This is a genomic window from Halomonas sp. AOP5-B2-8, assembly GCF_052376475.1.
Classification (GTDB): Bacteria; Pseudomonadota; Gammaproteobacteria; order Pseudomonadales; family Halomonadaceae; genus Vreelandella; species Vreelandella casei.
This window is the reverse complement of sequence record NZ_JBQSVS010000002.1, coordinates 428,338-448,090: the sequence shown is the minus strand read 5'-3', so window position 1 is coordinate 448,090 and position 19,753 is coordinate 428,338. Positions and strand designations below refer to the sequence as shown.

The 19,753-nt window shown below is 53.6% G+C and carries 12 protein-coding genes; 5 read left to right on the top strand and 7 right to left on the bottom strand.

Features of this window, described 5'->3' with window-relative positions; translation table 11 throughout:
* The first annotated feature begins 14 nt into the window (after positions 1-14).
* From recC to recD, 3 genes are read left to right on the top strand one after another with little or no spacing between them, the layout of a single operon-like run.
* A complete protein-coding gene (gene recC, locus ACT3RP_RS06665; RefSeq protein WP_483393501.1) occupies positions 15-3,677 on the top strand; it encodes an exodeoxyribonuclease V subunit gamma in 3,663 nt (1,220 codons plus the stop codon).
* On the top strand, positions 3,674-7,435 hold the full coding sequence (gene recB / locus ACT3RP_RS06660; RefSeq protein ID WP_483393500.1) for an exodeoxyribonuclease V subunit beta: 3,762 nt from the start codon (positions 3,674-3,676) through the stop codon (positions 7,433-7,435). Before recC ends, recB begins: the two co-directional genes overlap by 4 nt.
* 20 nt (positions 7,436-7,455) lie before the next feature.
* Positions 7,456-9,711 (top strand): exodeoxyribonuclease V subunit alpha, encoded by a 2,256-nt coding sequence (recD, locus tag ACT3RP_RS06655; protein WP_483393561.1) that lies wholly within the window; start codon positions 7,456-7,458, stop codon positions 9,709-9,711.
* Positions 9,712-9,974: 263 nt separating this feature from the next.
* Here recD and ACT3RP_RS06650 read toward each other — a convergent pair whose 3' ends face one another.
* The 7 genes from ACT3RP_RS06650 to ACT3RP_RS06620 form a co-directional block, all read right to left on the bottom strand.
* Positions 9,975-12,317: a YecA family protein gene (locus tag ACT3RP_RS06650; RefSeq protein ID WP_483393499.1), complete on the bottom strand. Its 2,343-nt coding sequence runs from the start codon at positions 12,315-12,317 to the stop codon at positions 9,975-9,977.
* A gap of 170 nt (positions 12,318-12,487) precedes the next feature.
* A complete protein-coding gene (locus tag ACT3RP_RS06645; protein WP_483393498.1) occupies positions 12,488-13,381 on the bottom strand; it encodes a hypothetical protein in 894 nt (297 codons plus the stop codon).
* A 203-nt stretch (positions 13,382-13,584) separates the two neighbouring features.
* Positions 13,585-13,905, bottom strand: a complete 321-nt coding sequence (locus ACT3RP_RS06640; protein WP_483393497.1) for a DUF427 domain-containing protein — start codon at positions 13,903-13,905, stop codon at positions 13,585-13,587.
* 207 nt (positions 13,906-14,112) lie between these two features.
* On the bottom strand, positions 14,113-15,162 hold the full coding sequence (locus ACT3RP_RS06635) for a T6SS phospholipase effector Tle1-like catalytic domain-containing protein (protein ID WP_483393496.1): 1,050 nt from the start codon (positions 15,160-15,162) through the stop codon (positions 14,113-14,115).
* Positions 15,163-15,336: 174 nt separating this feature from the next.
* A complete protein-coding gene (locus ACT3RP_RS06630) occupies positions 15,337-15,897 on the bottom strand; it encodes a glutathione S-transferase N-terminal domain-containing protein (RefSeq protein ID WP_483393495.1) in 561 nt (186 codons plus the stop codon).
* A 127-nt stretch (positions 15,898-16,024) separates the two neighbouring features.
* Positions 16,025-16,225 carry a hypothetical protein gene (locus tag ACT3RP_RS06625; RefSeq protein ID WP_483393494.1) on the bottom strand — a complete coding sequence of 67 codons (201 nt, stop codon included), beginning with the start codon at positions 16,223-16,225 and terminating at the stop codon, positions 16,025-16,027.
* Between the two features lie 349 nt (positions 16,226-16,574).
* Complete coding sequence (locus ACT3RP_RS06620) at positions 16,575-17,474, bottom strand: LysR family transcriptional regulator (RefSeq protein ID WP_483393493.1); 900 nt, start codon at positions 17,472-17,474, stop codon at positions 16,575-16,577.
* Between the two features lie 93 nt (positions 17,475-17,567).
* On the opposite strand from ACT3RP_RS06620, the gene ACT3RP_RS06615 reads away from it, so the two are divergent.
* A complete protein-coding gene (locus ACT3RP_RS06615; RefSeq protein WP_483393492.1) occupies positions 17,568-18,743 on the top strand; it encodes an MFS transporter in 1,176 nt (391 codons plus the stop codon).
* Positions 18,724-19,704: a TauD/TfdA family dioxygenase gene (locus ACT3RP_RS06610; RefSeq protein WP_483393491.1), complete on the top strand. Its 981-nt coding sequence runs from the start codon at positions 18,724-18,726 to the stop codon at positions 19,702-19,704. Before ACT3RP_RS06615 ends, ACT3RP_RS06610 begins: the two co-directional genes overlap by 20 nt.
* The last annotated feature ends 49 nt before the right edge of the window (positions 19,705-19,753 follow it).

The following is a 19,753-nucleotide window of genomic DNA, read 5'->3' as shown; positions in this document are numbered from 1 at the left end:
AAGGACTATCGTGCATGCCTGTAAACCCTCTGCTCTCACAAACGCCGTTAGCGCCAGGCTTTATGGTGGTGCATGCCAATCGTCTTGAAGACCTGCGTGGCTTGGCGGTGGAGTGGATGCGCAGGCACCCGTTAGCGCCGTTGGAAAATGAAACCATCTTGGTACAGAGCAACGGTATCGGGCAATGGCTGAAACTGGCGCTCGCTGAAGACCCCGCGCAAGGTGGCGCAGGTATTGCCGCCGCGCTTAATGTCACCCTGCCCGCGCGTTTTTTATGGCAAGCCTACCGCACGGTGCTGACGCATCTAACCGAAGACGAACAGGCCGTTCCCGAAACATCGCCGTTTGATAAGTCGCGCTTGATTTGGCGCTTACTGCGCCTGCTGCCCAGCCTTGCTAAGCAAGAAATTTTTGCGCCGCTGGCACGTTTTTTAGAGATCGATCGCGACCAGCGCAAGCACTACCAGCTGGCCGAGCGGCTGGCCGATCTATTTGATCAGTATCAGGTCTATCGCGCAGATTGGCTGGACGCCTGGGCGAAGGGCAACGATGTATTGATTACCGCCCGCGGTGAGGCGCGCCCGCTGGAAGCGCATCAGCAGTGGCAGCCTGCACTATGGCGAGCGCTACGCGACGATGTGGCCAACACACAAGGTGCTGCGGGCCTTAACAGCAGCCGCGCCCAGGTGCACAGCCGGTTTTTAATCGCCGCTGAGCAGCTAGAAGGCCAGCCATGCCCGCCCGGCCTACCCCGGCGGCTAATCATTTTTGGCATCTCATCGCTGCCGCAACAGACCCTGGAAGCCTTGGCGGCACTGTCACGCTGCTGCCAAATTGTGCTCTGCGTGCACAACCCCTGCCAGTACTACTGGGCGGATATCATCGAACACAAAGACCTGCTGCGCGCCAGCCGCTATCGCCAGCAGCGTAAGGCGGGCATGCCCGACGCGCTGGACGTACTGGGTACCGGTGATGGCATTGATGCCCTGCATCTGCACGCCCAACCGCTGCTGGCCGCCTGGGGCAAACAGGGCCGCGACTACTTACGCCTACTTGATGAGCACGACGATTCAGGCAACTACCAAACGCTGTTTGAGCAGCAGGCACTGCGAATCGATATGTTTGAGCCGTTTAGCGGCGAAGAACGCAACTGCCTGCTCAGCCAACTCCAGGACGACATCCGCGAGCTGCGCCCCGTCGCCGAAACCCAAACCCACTGGCCCGCATTAGATGCGGCCGGCGACGACTCCATCGTGTTTCATATCGCCCACGGCCCCCAGCGTGAAGTAGAGATTCTTCACGACCAGCTGCTTGCCGCGTTCAGCGCCGATCCGGATCTGCGCCCGCGCGACATCATCGTGATGGTGCCGGATATCGACCGCTACGCGCCGCACATTGCAGCCGTGTTTGGCCAGCTGCAAAGTGACGACCCGCGCTACATTCCCTACACGCTGTCGGATCAGGCTAGCCGCCATCGGCTGCCATTGATGATCGCGCTGGAAAAACTGCTGCGCCTGCCCGAGCTGCGCCTCTCGGTAAGCGATCTTTTAGATCTTTTAGAAGTCCCTGCGCTGCGCGCCCGTTTTGGTATCGATGAGCACGACCTGCCTACGCTTAGCCGCTGGATTGAAGGCGCGGGCATTCGCTGGGGGCTCAATGCCGAGCAGCGCACTCGGCTAGATTTACCCGAAGGGCTGACCCAGAACACCTGGGCATTTGGCCTGCGCCGCCTGCTGCTGGGCTACGCCATTGGTGACGCCGACGCCTGGCAAGGCATTGAGCCGTTTGACGACATTGGCGGGCTAGAAGCGTCGCTAGCGGGCCCGCTGGCCACGCTGCTAGAGCGCCTGGAAAACACCTGGGAAACGTTCTGCCAACCCACCGACACCGCCACCTGGGTGGCGCGGCTGCGCGAGCTGTTGGAAACTTACTTTGTGACCGACGACGCTCAAGAAAGCGTGATGCTCACCAAGCTGGAAACCGCGCTGCAGCAGCTGTTAGACAGTACCGACGAGGCCCAGCTTTTTGACCCCCTGCCGCTTTCCATGGTGCGCGAACACTGGCTGGGGCAAATCGACGAACATAGCCTGTCTCAGCGCTTTTTAGCCGGGGCGGTCAACTTCGCAACGCTAATGCCGATGCGCGCGATACCGTTCAAGCACGTCTGCTTACTGGGCATGAACGACGGCGAATACCCGCGTTCGCAGCCACCGCTGGATTTTGACCTGATGGGCAGCGACTACCGCCCCGGCGACCGCTCACGCCGGGAAGACGATCGCTACCTGTTTTTGGAAGCGCTGCTCTCTGCCCGCCAGCAGCTCTACATTAGCTGGGTAGGCCGCAGCCTGATCGATAACAACCCGATGCCACCCTCGGTGCTGGTCGGCCAACTGCGCGACCACCTTGCAGCAGGCTGGCACACGCAAAAAGGCACACCGCTGCTCGATGCCTTAACCACCGAGCACCCGCTTCAGCCATTTAGCCGTCGCTATTTCACCGCACAAACTGACGACTCCCCTGCCCAGGCGCGGCTATTTACCTATGTACATGAATGGCGCGAAGTACATGAAGGGCGCGCTCCGCATACGCAGACTAGCGACAGCGACTCTCGCCCGCAAAACCCAGCGCCGCTATCTGAGTGGGGCCTTGAACAGCAAAGCACGCTAACCCTTGGCCAACTAGGCAGCTTTCTACGTGAACCGGCGAAAGCTTTTTTCAATACCCGCCTAGGTGTTTACTTCGAACAGGAAGAGCTCGCCCAGCTCGATGTGGAACCCTTCACCCTAGACGGGCTACAAAACTGGCAGCTACAGGACCAGCTAATCGCCGCCCAGCGCCATGCCATCGATAACGGCCTGCCGCGCATCGAAGCACTGCACGCAACGCTTGAACGCTTTAAAGGCCAAGGCGTGCTGGCGGTGGGTGCGTTTGGGGAGCGCATGCGCGAAGCGCTGGCAGAGCCGATGGAGGCACTGTTTGGCGCCTACGAAGAAGCCCTACAAGAGTGGCCCCACATAGTGACGGCGCCCCAGGCCGTGCAGGTTGTTGAAGAACGAGTTGTTGAAGAACAAGCAGTTGAAGAACAAGTTATTGAAAGCGTTGAAGGCAAGGTAACGCTGGAAGACTGGCTAGGCGAGTTACGAGAAGATAGCGAAGGCAACCGCTGCCGCCTGTTACTGCTCAGCAGCAGCCTGGTCAGCCAAGGGCGCGGGCGTGCTCAGTACCGCTGGCAGCACCTGCTACGGCCCTGGGTCGCCCACCTAGCGGGTAATGCCGAGCGCCCGATGACCACACAGCTACTCTCAAAAGCCGGCCATGTGCGGCTGGAGCCTTTAGAGGCCGAGAATGCCCGCTACCAACTACACAACATGCTCAACGCCTGGCGCGATGGCATGCAGGCTCCGCTACCGCTCGCCCCGCAGGCCGCGTTTGCCTGGCTAGCCAAACAGGGCACGCCAGAATCTGACCCCGCAAGCGACGCCTACGCCGCCGCTGAAACGGCCTATGAAGGCGGACGTTTTCAGGCCGGCGAAGTTGCCCAAAGCGCCTACCTCGCCCACCAATGGCCAAGCTTCGAAAGACTGTTTAACGAGAACAATAGCGGCCACTGCTTCGCGACACTGACTGAGATGCTTTATGCGCCACTGCATCGATCCATTAAAGGAGGTGCCGCATGAGCCAACTGCCGTCAACCAACAGCGTTACACCGCTTAACCCGCTTACGCTCCCGCTTCACGGCAGCCGGCTGATAGAAGCCAGCGCAGGCACCGGCAAAACGTTCACCATCGCGCTGCTTTACGTGCGGCTGGTGCTCGGCGGCCACAGCGTTGACGACGACACCGCCTTTATCCGCCCGCTCACCCCGCCGGAAATCCTGGTAGTCACCTTCACCAACGCTGCCACCCAAGAGCTACGCGAACGTATCCGCAACCGGCTGGTAGAAGCTGCTGAAGTGTTTCGCGATGATGGGCAGGCAAGCGATGAGCTTCTGCTAGAACTCCGTGACCAATACGCCCCCGCCACCTGGCCCGCCTGTTCGCGGCGCCTGGCGCTGGCCGCCGAATGGATGGACGAAGCCGCGGTTTCCACCATCCACAGCTGGTGCTACCGCATGCTGCGCGAACACGCCTTCGACAGCGGCAGCCTGTTCTCGCTCAATTTAGAGAACGACCAGCGCGAGCTGGAACAAGAAGTGGTGCGCGACTACTGGCGCAGCTTCTACTACCCGCTGGACAGCGACGCACTGGGCATTGTCACCCGCTACTGGAAATCACCGGACGACCTTCACGCCCCGCTGCAACGGCTGCTGCCAGAAAGCGAAGCACTGGGCGACGAAAAGCCCGAACCCAGCAAGACCCTGGCCGCCACCCAGGCCGAACGCGCCGCCCAGCTCAACGAACTCAAAGCCCCCTGGCCTGCCTGGCTGGATGAACTGGTGCCCGCTCTGGAAGACGCCGCCACGCGCAAAGCGTTCAAGGGCCAAAGCTTCAACGCCAAAAGCCGCACCAGCTGGCTAGGCGCACTGCGCGAGTGGAGCGAAAGCGACCTGGACCGCCCTGCGCTTACCGACGCCGCCTGGAAACGCATGACGCCCGAAGGCATGGCCGATATCTGGAAAGAGGGCGCGCCGCCCTGCCCGCAGGTATGGCAAGCCCTGGCACAACTACCGGCAGCGTTAGACGCCCTGCCCGAGCCACGCAACGACCTGCTGATTCACGCCGTGCAGTGGTGCCGCGCCCGGCTGGAGCGCGAGCAAGAGCGCCGCGCCGAAATGGGCCCCAATGATCTGCTTACCCATTTAGACCGCGCCCTGCAAGGCCCCAACAAAGAAGCGTTAGCCGCACAGATCAAGCGCCAGTTCCCCGTCGCGTTGATCGACGAGTTCCAAGACACCGACCCAATTCAGTACCGCATCTTCAACGCCGTATATGACGTCGCAACGCCCCGCCGTGACAGCGCCATTCTGCTGATTGGGGACCCCAAGCAGGCCATCTACGCCTTTCGCGGCGCGGATATCTTCACCTACCTGCAGGCCCGCCACGACACCGATGGCCGCCACGTCACGCTGGGCACCAACTTTCGCTCCAGCCTGACCATGGTCGCTGCGGTCAATCACTGCTTTAGTTACGCTGATCAACATCACGCCGGGGCCTTTTTATTCCGCGCTGATGGTGGCAACAACCCGCTGCCGTTTAACCCCGTCAACGCCAAAGGCACCAAGGACACGCTGGTGCTCAACGGCCAGCCGCTACCCGCGATGACCCTGTGGCCCCTTGAAAGCGACGAGCCGCTCTCCAAAACCGCCTACCAAACCGAGATGGCCGAGCGCTGCGCCTCGCACATGGCCGCGCTACTGGAAGCAGGCCGCCAACAGCAGGCGGGCTTTGCGAAAGCGATCGACAACAGTGCGACCGGCGATAGCAGTGTGAGAAGCGGAGAGCAATCACTCACTCCGCTGGCCCCCTCGGACATGGCCGTGCTGGTCAACGGGCTGCAGGAAGCCCGGGCGATTCGCCTGGCACTGGCTAGCCGGGGCATCAAGAGTGTTTACCTTTCCGATCACGACAAGGTGTTTAGCTCCCCCATCGCCCCGCAGCTAGCCATTTGGCTACGCGCCTGCGCCGAGCCCCAGGCCAACTCCCGCCAAGCGGAGGCCAAACTGCGCGCCGCCCTGGCAACGCCGGTAATTGGGCTAAGCCTTGAAGCACTCGACCATCTCAACCAGAGCGAACTGGCCTGGGAAGCAAAGGTTGAGCAGTTCAGCGGCTACCACCGCCTGTGGCAGCGCCAGGGCGTGCTGCCGCTGGTACGCCGCTTGATGGTGGATTTTGATATCGCTGCACGGCTGTTGAGCGAGTTTACCGAGGGTGAGCGTTTGCTAACCGACCTGCTCCACCTGGGCGAAATGCTTCAGCACGCCAGCCAGGAACTGGACGGCGTGCACGCGCTGATTCGCTTTCTGGCGGAAGCCATTGCCGACCCGGATAGCCACGGCGACAGCCACAAGCTGCGCCTGGAGAGCGACGCCGATCTGGTCAAGGTCGTGACCATTCACAAATCCAAGGGGCTGGAGTACCCGCTGGTGTTCCTGCCGTTTATCGCCAACCACCGCCCGGTGAGCGACAGCGACCTACCGCTGCGCTGGCACGACAGCGAAGGCAGCCTGCAACTCAGCCTAAGCGCCGATGAAGAGACGCTTGCCACCGCCGACCGCGAACGGCTGGGCGAAGACCTGCGCAAGCTCTACGTCGCGCTCACCCGCGCCCGCCACGCAACCTGGCTGGGGCTGGCGCCGCTTAAAGGCAGTGAGAACAGCGCCATCGGCCATCTCATCAACGGCGGCAAAGCCATCGCTCCCAGCGCGTTTACTCAAGCGCTAGGTGAACTGGTGGAAGGCAGCGATATCGCGCTAAGCACAGCCCCGGAACCCACCGCGCTGCGCTTTACCCCCGCGCCGGAACAGCAAGCATTGGGCCACGCCCGCACGCCGCTGCGCCCCGCTCGGGAACAGTGGTGGATCGCCAGCTACTCGGCGCTGCGTACCTCGGGGGCCATAACACCATTGATGCCGACGCCCGAACCCACCACGCCCCAGGAAGCCACCACCCTGGAAGTGCTGGACGAGCCCCACGACAATGCCATCAATACCGAAGCGTTTCACTTACACCGCTTTCCCCGAGGCCCCGGCCCCGGCACCTTTCTGCACGGGCTTTTAGAGTGGGCGGGTCAGCTAGGCTTTCAACACGCCTTGGCAGACCCCGCCGCACGGGAAGACATGCTGCGCCGCCGCGTGCAGCTACGCGGCTGGCAGGCATGGCACGACACCCTGGCGGGCTGGTTTGAAGAACTGCTCAATGTCCCTCTTCCCCTGCCTTCATCAAAGCAAGGCGAAGGCGGCCAGGTTGCGCTAAGCGAACTAGGCAGCTATCAGGTAGAGCTGGAGTTCTGGTTTGCCGCCCATCAGGTGGGAACGCGCAAATTGGATGAACTGGTAAGCAATCATTTACTGCCCGGAGTATCACGCCCCGCGCTGGACGCCGACACGCTCAACGGCATGCTCAAAGGCTTCATCGATCTCACGTTTGAACATGAAGGTCGCTTCTATGTGCTCGACTGGAAGTCCAACTACCTGGGCAGCGACGACAGCGCCTACACCTTTGATGCCTTGCGCAGCGCCATGCTCGAAAAGCGCTACGACCTACAAGCGGCACTCTACCTGCTCGCGCTGCACCGGCTGCTCAAAGCGCGCCTGCCCAACTACGACCCGCACCAACATTTGGGCGGGTCAATGACCGTATTTCTACGCGGCAGCCGTACCGCCGCCCGCGGGGTACACGCCGTGTCCGCCCCGGTCGCGATGATTGAAGCGCTGGACCACTTATTTGCAGGCACAGCGGCAGATACCGCAGCCACCCATCAGGAGGCGGTCGTATGAGTAAGCGCGAGACGGGCTCTATGAATTTTGACCTGTTTGCCGATGACGCACCGCCCGTTCCGGCTGACTCAACGGCGCCGGCAGCAGCATCGAAAGAATCAGTCACCAGTGCCGAGTTGCCACATCCCGCGCTAAGCGATACCGCCGCGCTGCTACAGCTGTGTGAGCGCTGGGTTTCCCGTGGCTGGTTGCGGGATTTAGACCTGGCGCTGGTACGCTTTTTTGAGCGCGAAAGCCAGAACGCCCCGCCGTTATTGCTGCTAGGGGCGGCGCTAGCAAGCCATCAGCTTGGCCGCGGCCATGTGTGCCTGGATTTAACCGCCACGCTGGATGCGCCCGATTTTGCCCTTTCGCTACCGCCAGAAGGCGACGACCTCAACGACCCGCCGCCGCTGCCTAGCCATGTGCTCGCTACGCTAACGCTGAGTGAGTGGCAAGCTGCGCTTCACCACCCCACGCTGATCAGCGACGGCCCCGGCAATACGCCGCTGGTGGTGAGCCACAGCGGCAACACCAGCAAACTCTACCTACGCCGCTACTGGCAGTTTGAGCAAACCCTGCACCAGGAAATTGCCAACCGGGTTAGCGCCGGTAATGAAGCGGATAGCCCACTACTCAAAAGCGCACTAAATACGCTATTTCCGGCCACCGACAATCTGGATTGGCAAAAAAACGCCTGCGCCCTAGCCGCCCGCAGCCCGTTTGCGATCATCACCGGCGGCCCCGGCACCGGCAAAACCACCACCGTGGTACGCCTGCTAGCCCTGCTGCAAACGCTGCAACTGGCAGAACCCAACGCCCATCCGCTGCGCATCCGCCTAGCCGCACCCACCGGCAAAGCCGCCGCACGGCTAAATGATTCCATCGCCGGGCAGGTGAAAGACCTACCCCTTAGCGGGTTGGAATCTCTATTAGGTGAGCAGTCAGCCACCTTCTCATCGAACGCAATAGAAATTCCGACGGAAGTGACCACGATCCACAGGCTACTTGGCGCCCGCGCCGACACCCGCCACTTCCGCCACAACGCCGCCAACCCGCTGGCGCTGGATGTGCTGGTGGTAGATGAAGCCTCAATGGTGGATATCGAAATGATGACGGCGCTGCTCAGCGCCCTGCCCGCCAGCGCCAAGCTGGTGCTGCTGGGGGATAAAGACCAGCTGGCATCGGTAGAAGCAGGCGCCGTACTGGGCGACCTGTGCCGCCGCGCCGACGCTGCCCACTACATCCCCGCCACGGCGCAGTGGCTGGCCGAACTTACCGGCCACCCGCTTCCGGATGAATTAATCGACCCCGACGGCCAACCGCTGGACCAAGCCATTACCATGCTGCGGGTAAGCCACCGTTTTACTGAAACAAGTGGCATCGGCCAACTCGCCCAGGCGATTAACCAATCGCTAAGCGATGTAGTGAGTGAAAAGGAGAAGCACCAAGCGGTGCATGGCGTACTGAATAACGGCTATGCCGACCTGCACCACTTAGTGTTAAAGCCAGACGCACAAAACGAAGACAGCGCCCTGGAGCGCCTGGTGATCACCGGCAGCCCAGAACGTTTTCCCAGCGCAGGCGAAGGCCGTACCAATTTCAAGGGCGAGCCAATGGCACCGCCCACCGGCTACCAGCACTACCTGAATACGCTGGCGAGTGAACGGCCTGATACATCGCTAGCGTTTGAAGAGAACGGTGAAGCTTACGATGCCTGGGCGAAGCAAGTGCTAACCGCCTACAGCTGCTTTCAACTGCTGTGCGCGCTGCGCAAAGGCCCGTGGGGAGTAGAAGGCTTAAACCTACGCATCGCCAAAACCCTGCGCAGCGAAAAGCTGCTGTTCGGCAACGACCACACGCTGGAAAAAGGCTGGTTTGAAGGCCGCCCGATGCTGGTCACCCAAAACGACTACGGCCTGAAACTGATGAACGGCGATATAGGCATCACAATGGCGGTGCCAGATCCCCGATCTTCATCAGGAGCGCCAGGAAGATCGTTGCTAAGAGTTGCGTTCCCAACCAGTGACGCAGAAAACCCGATTCACTGGGTGCTGCCTTCCCGCCTGCACGCGGTAGAAACCGTATTCGCGATGACAGTACACAAATCACAAGGCTCAGAGTTTCAGCACACTGCCCTGCTGCTACCGCAAACGCCCAACCCAATTCTCACCCGCGAGCTGGTCTACACCGGCATTACCCGCGCACGCGATTGGCTTACGTTGATCGAAGCTAAGCGCGGAATATTGAATGATGCGGTGACTAGGGAGATTATGAGGGTTAGTGGGGGTAGGTGAGCATGTAAGCAACACCTATATTTAAAGTTTTAATGGTGTCGGTTTTCGGCCATGAGCGGTCTTTTAGGAGCCACTGATCTAGCGCTTTAACGCCCGCATTTGCTGCTGGCTGGGAGCGCAGCGAAAAACCAGTCCGACAACATGCGATTGTTATACGATATCTTGATAAACCTGAATTGCCCAAATAAAACCCGAAGAAGCCCTTTCAATCCGTCTGAGTTTAAGAACAATCGTAACTCTCTTCCGGTTGGGTTCGTCATTCGCTAGCGTCCATGACACTTCTTGTACTTCACACCACTTCCACACGGGCAGGGTTCATTACGACCAATTTTCCTTGAGTTAATGGGTTTCGACAAAGCCGCCCGCCGTGAATTCACCATGTTTGCTTTCTGGCTCATACGGTTAGCGTCGTCAAAGATATGCGCATTTTCATCAGACTGCTTGGAAGGAGCTTCAACCTTAAAGTATTGAGCATTTAAATAGCACCCGCCCTTACCAACCTCAACAAACACGCCCACAACTTCAGGGCAAACAATACACAGCGCGGCCGCTTTTGCTTTGTCATTTATTTTTTGCCAATCAAGAGGATGCCCTGTGCTTTGCATCCAGACAAATAGCGGCTGACCATTGTCAGAAAATGCGAAGTAGCGTTCGGGGTGCTGTCCTACCGTGCTTCCCAAATTCGACAACAACTTAGCAAGGTCCTTACGTGCTTGCCCTCCATAGTTACGAATAAGACTCTCGGCTGAAAGCCATCCCTTTTCGCGAGTAATGTCGAGTGCTTCAAAAAGCTTCATTAATTCATTCGGGAAATCCTGAATCGGAATTGGGTTGTCTTCCCAACTCTCCCCCTCGAAGCTTCTGTCGATAGCATTGCTCATACCATTCCACACCACCAAGCTCGCTTCATCGTCCCTCAGCTGGTCAGCCATGTCCTCATCAAAACGGTTTTTGGTTATATACGCGCCAAGATGATCAAACTCATCAAATAGATGAGCGCGTCTCATTCCCGCAACTGCCTGGCGCACTTCCATGTAGTGAGCAAATATCCCAGGTGTCGGTAGGATACGCTTTAGGACAAACAGATCGTCAATCGACATTGAGATAAATGCATGCTTCCCGAGAAGCGGTTTTACCTGAGGCAGTTCCTTGCAAAAAGACGAAAATGGAGAGAATGACTCAACTGTCAATCCAATGGGAAGCATCACACGAAAGTCAGAGTGCCGGATTCGACCACACTCTATATATTTGCCATCTGCACGGGTATAGAGCGGCACCTCATCCGCAGAGTTAAGATAATTAAAGAAGCGCTCACATTGACTGTAAGCTTTAAGAATCAAGTCCTGTACTGACTGGGCGTGCCGTTTAAAATCGAGCGCTGGCGAAGCAATAGTTGCTGCTGCACCCGCTTTAGCTTCAACGAGGTAAAGCACATCATCGACCAGGATCAAAGTGTCGTTTTCCGACCACTGCTTAGTCACTGGGTCTTTATAATAGACCTCATGGTAGACTGTCGCTCCCGGCAGCTGATCGGTGAGAATGTTTTGAAATGCTCCTTCGCTCATTATCTTCTGGCGGTCTTTGAAAGATTTCTTATAGTCCGGCTTTTTCTGCAATAGATTAAAAAGGAGTGCGCGATACCCTGAGTCTCGGGTAAAACAGGGGTCAACAGCGTAGTAGTCCGACCCAAGTTGGATTAGGGGCTTTTTACGGGCAGGTAGTGTCCTGTATGGGGTTCCAGACAGATCGCCTTCAGCAAAAAACTCAGTCTCTTCACCGCGTTGATACGCCAGATCCGCCAACAGTTCTGGTGGTAAATTAGTGTGACGACTGACATTGGAAATTCCGCCTTGGAACATGTCATCCATGGCCCGTCCAGCTGCTTCGGATTGATCTGCATTTGCCGCAACCCACTCTTCCATAACTTCTTCAAGAGGCTTTTCCTGCTCCAAAGCAAAATTCTGCGCAGCTTGGAACTGCCTCATCATTTCTTCAATGGCGTTCGCATGGCCCGCACGAGTAGCATTTGCCATATCTTGGAAGCCTTCCGCAACCTCAGTGGCTCCGACCCCATAGATCTCTTTCAAGACATCATCGTGTGGCGCCAGCACATAGCTATAAAATTCTCCTTCTAGAACCTGATAACGGTTCCCTCTGAGCAAAACCCATGTCGACTTTATGTGGAATTCTATATCCGCCGTGCCAGGCCCAAAATCCTCATTCTCTGTAACAGCAGACGAACCCATGGCGAAGAACATGGCTTGCTCTTTCAACTTGGAGCTTAGTGCGAACAACTCTGTGCATTTTGCCTCATCGAATTCGACTTTATCGGGAACCGTATCCGATGCTAATACGGCATGAACGTACTCAAGCAGAAACTGTACTTCATTAATCGTGTCATCTGGACCTTCGTTGTCGTTTTCTGTTGAAGCTTCAACGCTGCCAGCCATCATTTTCATCAAGCGTTGAGCGTAGATGTATCCAAGAAGATCTTCTGGGGGCATGCTGACTATTAAGGCACGCATATCGGCAGCAGTTGCTTCCATTTCTTTCATTAGCGCGGCAACCGCTTCTTTTCGTTTTTGTTCAATAGTTAGTGACGTCATGGGCAACCGTGATTCAATAATATCTCCGAGGAGTCTTTGCTCGCTTGAGCCCTATTTATGTGAAATAGGTACATTGTGCACCGTGCCGCTTCCGAGGCATATAACGCCCGCATTTGCGGCTGGTTTGGAGCGCAGCGGAAAACCAGTCCGACAACATGCGCTTGTTAAATTCATCTTCGCTTGTGCTCTGTTCTAGATGCAATGTCCGGGATCGAGTCGGCAGGACTGACAACGGTTTGTACGTTTGCGCGCTCTTTCAACCGCTTCTGCGCTACAAAAGCGAATGATTTACCTGTTCGCTCAGCTTCTTGCTGTATTTCGTATATTTCTTCACCAGAAATCGGATTGTCCCTTGCATCAATCATCGTCGAAAAATGATAAGTAGCCTCATCATTATTATCAGAACGACTGGTATGCTCAAGTATATCGTCTAGCTCGACACTTACAGCTTCCTGCATACCTGAGCCAATTGCCCCAAAATTTTGTTTGAACCAGTCACCTTGTTCCATACTGTTTTTCAATATGAAAAGGTCGTGATCAGTGAATGGGACATGAAAATCATTGAAGTTGATAAATTGTCTACCATCAATTCTCATTTGAAAGTGGTAATGAGGGTAGTCAATTGACGTTCCTTGATGCCCTTGAAAATCATTCTTGGAGCAATCAAACGTCCACTCAATATTTTTCCACTTGACGGTATATGACAAAACTTTTCTATCTGATTTCTCATCTTCAAGGTCATTTATATTCGAAAGCAAACGCTCTTGGTTCGCGCACCATCTGATAAACGCAGCTATATTCCCATAGCCGTATTTTTCGTAAACTTTGGGAAAATCCTTTTTCTTAAATTTACATTGCCGCAATAGCCAGTGTAAGCATGGACTGCCTTTGCTAATGGTCTTAAAAGGTTTATTACAGAGGTAGCAAACTTCCTTTTCATAGCCGGCCTTGAACGCATCGGCTTGTTTTTGATGTTCCTCATCGTTTAGCCGATTCATCTCCTCAATTTCTTCGGGAGACATCCCTTCAAAAATCCTTCTATATTTCTCAGTATCGTGCTGCACCTGACTTCCTTTTGAAATTTAACAGCGTATTAGACGGCGCGCTCTATGATTGAATGAACCTGCTGGCACTTTTCCGGCAAATGCAGCCTGCCAGATTCTCCCAAGCCTATGAATCTTTTAGATATTAATTCCCATTAGGCTATATATCCGAAACTCGCGCTCCTACTGCATTTCCCGGCATGACCGCTTTGGGTCGAAAAGAGTCATTCGCAGGCTTCTTCATAAAATGCCACCCTGCCCGCGATAGCCTCCATCCCCTCAATCGGCTCCTCATAACTCCAAGCTATATCCCGGCTCTCACCCAACGAAAAATACACCGCATACCCTTTAAACGGGCAATAAGTGGTGGTTTCTGAAACGGTGAGTAAGTCCATCCGCACGTCTTCACGTGGAAAGTAATGGCGTGGCGGGTAGCCGTATTCGCGGAGTTCCAATGTATTACTGGAGTCGGCTAGCAGAATGCCTTTAACCTGCACTTGCAGGCGCTGTTGGGTTGGGTGAAGCGTTATGCGGGCATTCTGCATCGTATTGTCCCTGCGGCGTTTTTCGCTCTAATACTTCGAGCGTAGCAGTTCACTTAGATTAAGCCTACTTTGAATACTTAGTTTTTAGTCGATAGTGGACACTTCGTGACTTGGGTCAGTCATCGCTTCCACGCGACCACTTATGGCACCTGGGTGAATGCGGCATAGCGCCAGCTCGTAGCCTGCGAGTCAAAAGTGTCCGCCCGCCTACTCCTCCGGTGGGGAAAGGTGGGCATCGGTCAAGGTACGTGGCCGGTACTCACACGTTGTATCGGCCCAGCGCTTCCAAACACTCTCATCGACTGAAATATTCACCGCACACTGCCCTGGCATTCCTTCCGCATATTGTCGGTAAAAACGGCCGTCAGTGGTGTTTCCAAGGCGTTTGTATCTGGCGTAAAGCCCCTTCAGAAAATCAGAAAACGAATCTTTGGGTGCTGTCTTCCAGGCATCCTCAACAACTTGGTAGGGTGCAACTTTCAGGCCTGCTTTTTGCGCCTTGGCTAACATCCAGCTCAGCGATATGTCGGCCAGTGTGTCGTCAGCGCCATAGCCGCCGCCTACATTGGCGTGGGCACCGATAAACCAGCACTGCTCTACGTCGCGATTGCCCGTTTTCTGCTTGCCATCCTTGCTCGTCCAAAGCGATACGTTGTAGGTCGACCGGTGTTCGTCCAGCGCGACCGCTTGATAGGCATGATCGACAATGCTGGAAAGCTCGGTATCGTGCCAATCGTATTTGCTTTTGAACAGGTTGGTTCCGGGCACGCCCAGCGCGCCAACGGTATCCCACACGCCAATGAAATGAATCCTGGGCTGGCGGCTGAAGCGCTCCTTGAAACCTGTGCACACCTCAGAATCGGGGTGCAAATCGCGGTTTCGATAAATACTTTCGGCCTTATCGAGCAGCCCTGGCGTAACGACATGCACTAGCCCGCATTTACGAATCATCCCCACCAGGCTTCTGGCGGTGTAGGCACCGCGGCTGAACCCGAATATCCAGATTTCATCGCCTTCACTGTAACGCCTTGCCAGCCAGTCATAGCCTTCACGTAGGTTCGTGCTCAGCCCGTGACCGAAGGCTCCGCCGGTAAAGCGCTGAAATTTGGATGTCCCTACGCCGGGGTCGTAATAGAACCGCTGCCTGATACCGTCATCGTCATCATGGATCAGCCGGGTAATACGATACACATTGGTTTGGTCTTCAGGGTCGTTCCACGTTCCATCAAATAGCAGGATCAGTTTTTGTTTTGTCATTGTGTTCCCCAGGTTGTTGCACATCCGCTAACAATGCCCATTACCGCTGACTAGGAGGCAGCGGTATGCGCCATGTCTACCTGGGCATAGCATCACCTGCGGCCTCTATATGCTTTAACTAAGGTTAGTTGTAAACTCGGACCAACGCTCATTACGCTTACCGCTCAGAAAGTGCTAACAGAATGCCGTGTGCTGAAAGTTCTTCGTTGCGAGCATGCCAGCAAGCCAAACCTGGAGTTGCGGGGACTCTGCTTTCCAGTTCACCTCTGGCAGCCTGAAGGCTAGATAATCCAGCGCCACGGCGGTGGCGATTTCACCGAGGTTGATGGGTGAAGCTGGCGGCTTGTCGCCAAGCTCCCTGTCGAGCTGTTGCAGTAGCCGTTGGATGGCCGATGAACGTCGCTGGCCTAGCTCGCTATCATCAATCTCATTGCCATAATGCTTTCTGGCAATCACGGTCGTGAACGCGGCATCCATCAGGTTTTGGCCCAGGCCCGCCAGGTGCAGCACATCAACTAAATTGGATGCTGGCAGCATTGGCGGGTTGGGGCTTACGCTATCCAGGTAAACGGCAATCAGCATGGATTCATTAAGCGTGGTGCCCTCCTCCGTTACCAGCGCGGGCATGCGCCCGGCGGGGTTGGCCTTTAACAGATCGGCATCGTCTGCCCAGGGGTCGCACCACTTCAGCGTCACGGCGTCCGCCAAGCCTTTTTCCATTAAAACGATGCGCACTAGGCGCGCATAGGGATGTGGCGTTTAGGTAGAGTTCCATTGTTGCCTCCCTGGGTGTGAAAATCAGTGTGTCGATTGCTGAGGCGACAAGCGCTAGGTCGCATGCAACCATTCCAGCAGGTTTGGCTCAAGCTTGCCGGTCGGGGGTAGATGGCCGAGTGCATGCGAAGTCAGCCCATAGGGCGCGCAGCCGCTGGCCGTGCTCAAGCAGGATGGCCTCGTCTACGTCTTTTACGATATCTGCGTGATGCCAGCTGGCGGGTTCGCCCAGTAGCAGCGGCAGGTCAAGGGTGTGCGCGGCGCCAAACGGGTAGCGGCCTTTGCCCAATCCAGCCTATACACATAAGTTCGCCCACTTTGTCCACCTCCAAGCGGTACGCTGCCGGTTGTTGCTACAGCGCTGAGCCTACTCGGGTTCATAACCGTCAGCGGTCGCGTTTGCTAATCGTACTGTTATAAATGCCAAGGGCTCTGGCGACCTGTTTCTGGCTCAAGCTTACGCCAATATAAGGTGAATCTGGTATCGTCGGGTCTGAGTCAGCTATCAATATCCCATGCTCTGCTTCACTTTGGTCGGTAAAGCAGGGAGGATCCCGACGCAGGCCCTCCGGCTTCTACCCAGTGATTCAAAGTGCTGCGGTTATTCTATGAATCCAGGCTTAGTGACTTAATCACAGCTAACAATGCGAATTTTGAACGCTCTCGTTAACCAGCTTTTCTAGCGCTAGCACAATAGGTGTTTCAGAAGCACTGACAAGAGTTAGAGGGCGTGATGATCCAACGTCTGCCAACGGAATAGAAACTAAGCCATGTGGAATACTAGCCACGCTTTTAGGTAACACAGCTATACCTAAACCTGCCGTAACAAAGCAAAGCATGCTCGAAATATCAGGTACTTCTAGCGTATTTACTAATAATAGTCCTGCACGCTCTGACAAGTATTCGACTTGGTGCCGAAGAAATGTACGCTTTCCTGTGGGTTGTAATAGCAAGCGTTCGTCACTGAGATCACTCAAGAAAAGCCGCTCTGCTTTAGCTAATGCATGGCTAGGATTAATCAGCACGTATAGGGGCTCCTCGCCTAAAAAATGTAAACGCAATCCTCTAGCAGATTCTTTCGCTATATCAGCTCTTAAAATAGCTGCATCTAGTTGTCCTGAGCGCAATGACGAAAGGTGGTCAAGTGAATTCCCATCGTGTAATTGAAGTTCGAGAAGGGGTCGCCTCTCAAGCAATACCGCTAGTGCCGAGGTAAGTACCGAAGAGAAAATGGCACTAGCTGAGTAACCAATATTGAGAGCCCCAACTTCACCAGCATTGGCTTGGCGAACAAGACTCAAACTTTGATGCGCTGCAGCTAGCAGATTAAGAGCCTCCTGAAAAAAGACTTCGCCAGCTCGAGTTAGCTGAACACCATGTGTGTTTCGTATAAAAAGTTTAACGTTTAACTCTTCCTCCAAATTTTTAATTGCTTGGCTCAGTGGTGGCTGGGTTATGTGTAAGCGTTCAGCTGCACGACGGAAATTAAGCTCTTCAGCTACAGCGACGAAATAACGCAGCTGTTTAATTTCAAACATAACAAAAAAGTCTCACCGTGATAGAAAAAAAGACATTCCAATAAAATTATAGCCCATATATATTATAAAAAGAAGCAATATGAGAGTAAATCTATGCGCCTTTTAATACTTTTAGTATCTACAAGCACATTCTTTAATTTATACCAGTTGCAAGCAATCTACCCCTGGCTGTCTATTAGATACGGCGCAGATCTAACTGAGGCTGGATGGCTAAACATGTCCACTCTTTTAGGCATGATGATAACGGCGCCCTTTGCTAGCAAAATAACAAGAAAAGTACTTCCCCAGCATGCAATCATAGCCGGAGTCTTAACCCTAGCATTTCTCAATATTATTATAGCCATAAGCAAGGGGTTAGAATTTTTGTTTATTGTACGATTCTTACAAGGTGTAACCTTGCCATGCATTTTAACGTCAGGAATACAAATACTAAGTAACATTGAAGACATACCCAGCCGAAAAAAATGTGTCGGATACTATGTTGCAGGAACTATACTTGGTAGCACTTTAAGTCGATTTTACCCTGCTATTTCTATCGACTTACTAGGCTGGCAGATTGGATTTATATCTTGTGCCGGATTGCTTGTACTAGCATGTTACTTCATAGCACAGAGAGCACAAATCTCTAACATAAAGTCAATTAAAAAAGAACATAAAAAGGCATCCTATATTAGTTACTTTAAGGTAGCATTTTTAGAAAAACGCTTATTAATAGCATATTTTTTAGGCTTTGGCCTACTTCTTACTCAAAGCTCAATCTTCACTGTCTTAGGCCTTTCGCTTGCTGAATTTCCATACAACAAGTCATCAAGCCAAATTGGTTTAATATATTTAGCATCTTTACCTGCAATCATTGTGACATTATTATTACCAAAGTTATTTAGATTAAATAGCGAAAGGTTCTTCTATCTGACTTTTATATCTCTTTTATGGGCTTCACTATCATTAATGGAAAATAACTTCAACCTCATAATTCTTGGCGTAATAGGATTTTCCATAAGCACATATAGCATGCAAATCATGACGACCGAAATGGTGAGTAGGGCACAGAAAATTCCAGCTGATTTTGCCAGCGGCATATATCTTTTCTTTTATTACGGAGGAGGAACTATAGGAGCATTTTTTTCAGCTTTCTCTTACAACTATTGGGGTTGGTTAGGAGCACTAATTTTAGTAGCCATTGTTCAAATAGTAATTTTGGTGATCATTGTTTTTTTAATTATAGATAGCCGTAAGGAGGCTAGGCAAAATGTTAAGTATATCGAATGATAAATATCAGAAACCACTCAACACGAATCAGGAAAAAGGGCTAAACATTGTTAACGTTGATGATCTTAGCTTTATAGAATGGGAAGACATCATAAGTAGCTTCAGAAAGCTATTTACTGAGTACAACAATGGCAACTGCTCTCAGCAGCTAATTATCACTGAACAGCTTTTGACCGAACAGTTTAGACAAGCGCTATTAAATGACAATCCGGCTCTTAGGCTGATAGAAGCCATTTTTTGTCAGGCTACACATTCTAAGTATCATCTTATGCATATCAAGAAAATGGGATTAAAGCAATTTTCATATACTGATCAATGCATAGGGTTTGCAGCAATATCACTCGCATTGGGCCTTCCTTTAGCAGCTGACAAATTAACAGGTAAAGTTGTTTGGGATATAATGGATCGTAAAGAAAAAAAAGCGTCCTACCAAACCTTTTCAGAAGGCAAAGGAGAAGCAGACTATCACACAGATACTGCATTCTATGAAAAGCCAGTAAGAAATTTTGCTCTTCACTGTATTAAACCTGCTGAATGCGGTGGGGGCGTAAATCGCTTTTGCAATGCAGCAGCCTTACGTCAAAAACTTATTTGTGACCCAGAGTACTCTTGGATTGTTAAAACCCTGACTGATATACCCGCAACGTTTAGAGTCCCAAGCTCATTTACTCATCGCAATGAAAATGAGTGCATTGAAGCCTTTATTTTTGGTAGTGATGTCCCAGTAAGGTTCAGGCTTGACTCTATTCATAAAGGTCATGAGCTTAAGTACGGCCGCCAAAATGAAGAGCTCTTACAGGCCATAAATGCTCTTATGCATCTTGTAGATAGTCCAGAGAATATGCTTAAGATGCGATTGGAAGCAGATGCTGCAGTTTTTATCAACAATTATGAGGTTTTACATTATCGCGATGATTTTTTAGACCCATCACGACACTTATTGAGAATCTGGATTAATTAAATTTTAGCTAACATGGCTTGTAAAGTAAATTTTACTTCTACAAGCCATT

Bases quoted from the DNA above. Each gene is read 5' to 3' on its own strand.
- ACT3RP_RS06610 (WP_483393491.1), top strand. From the start codon at position 18,724: ATGTTAAGTATATCGAATGATAAATATCAGAAACCACTCAACACGAAT.
- recC (WP_483393501.1), top strand. From the start codon at position 15: ATGCCTGTAAACCCTCTGCTCTCACAAACGCCGTTAGCGCCAGGCTTT.
- ACT3RP_RS06650 (WP_483393499.1), bottom strand. From the start codon at position 12,317: ATGACGTCACTAACTATTGAACAAAAACGAAAAGAAGCGGTTGCCGCG.
- ACT3RP_RS06615 (WP_483393492.1), top strand. From the start codon at position 17,568: ATGCGCCTTTTAATACTTTTAGTATCTACAAGCACATTCTTTAATTTA.
- ACT3RP_RS06640 (WP_483393497.1), bottom strand. From the start codon at position 13,905: ATGCAGAATGCCCGCATAACGCTTCACCCAACCCAACAGCGCCTGCAA.
- ACT3RP_RS06620 (WP_483393493.1), bottom strand. From the start codon at position 17,474: ATGTTTGAAATTAAACAGCTGCGTTATTTCGTCGCTGTAGCTGAAGAG.
- recB (WP_483393500.1), top strand. From the start codon at position 3,674: ATGAGCCAACTGCCGTCAACCAACAGCGTTACACCGCTTAACCCGCTT.
- recD (WP_483393561.1), top strand. From the start codon at position 7,456: ATGAATTTTGACCTGTTTGCCGATGACGCACCGCCCGTTCCGGCTGAC.
- ACT3RP_RS06635 (WP_483393496.1), bottom strand. From the start codon at position 15,162: ATGACAAAACAAAAACTGATCCTGCTATTTGATGGAACGTGGAACGAC.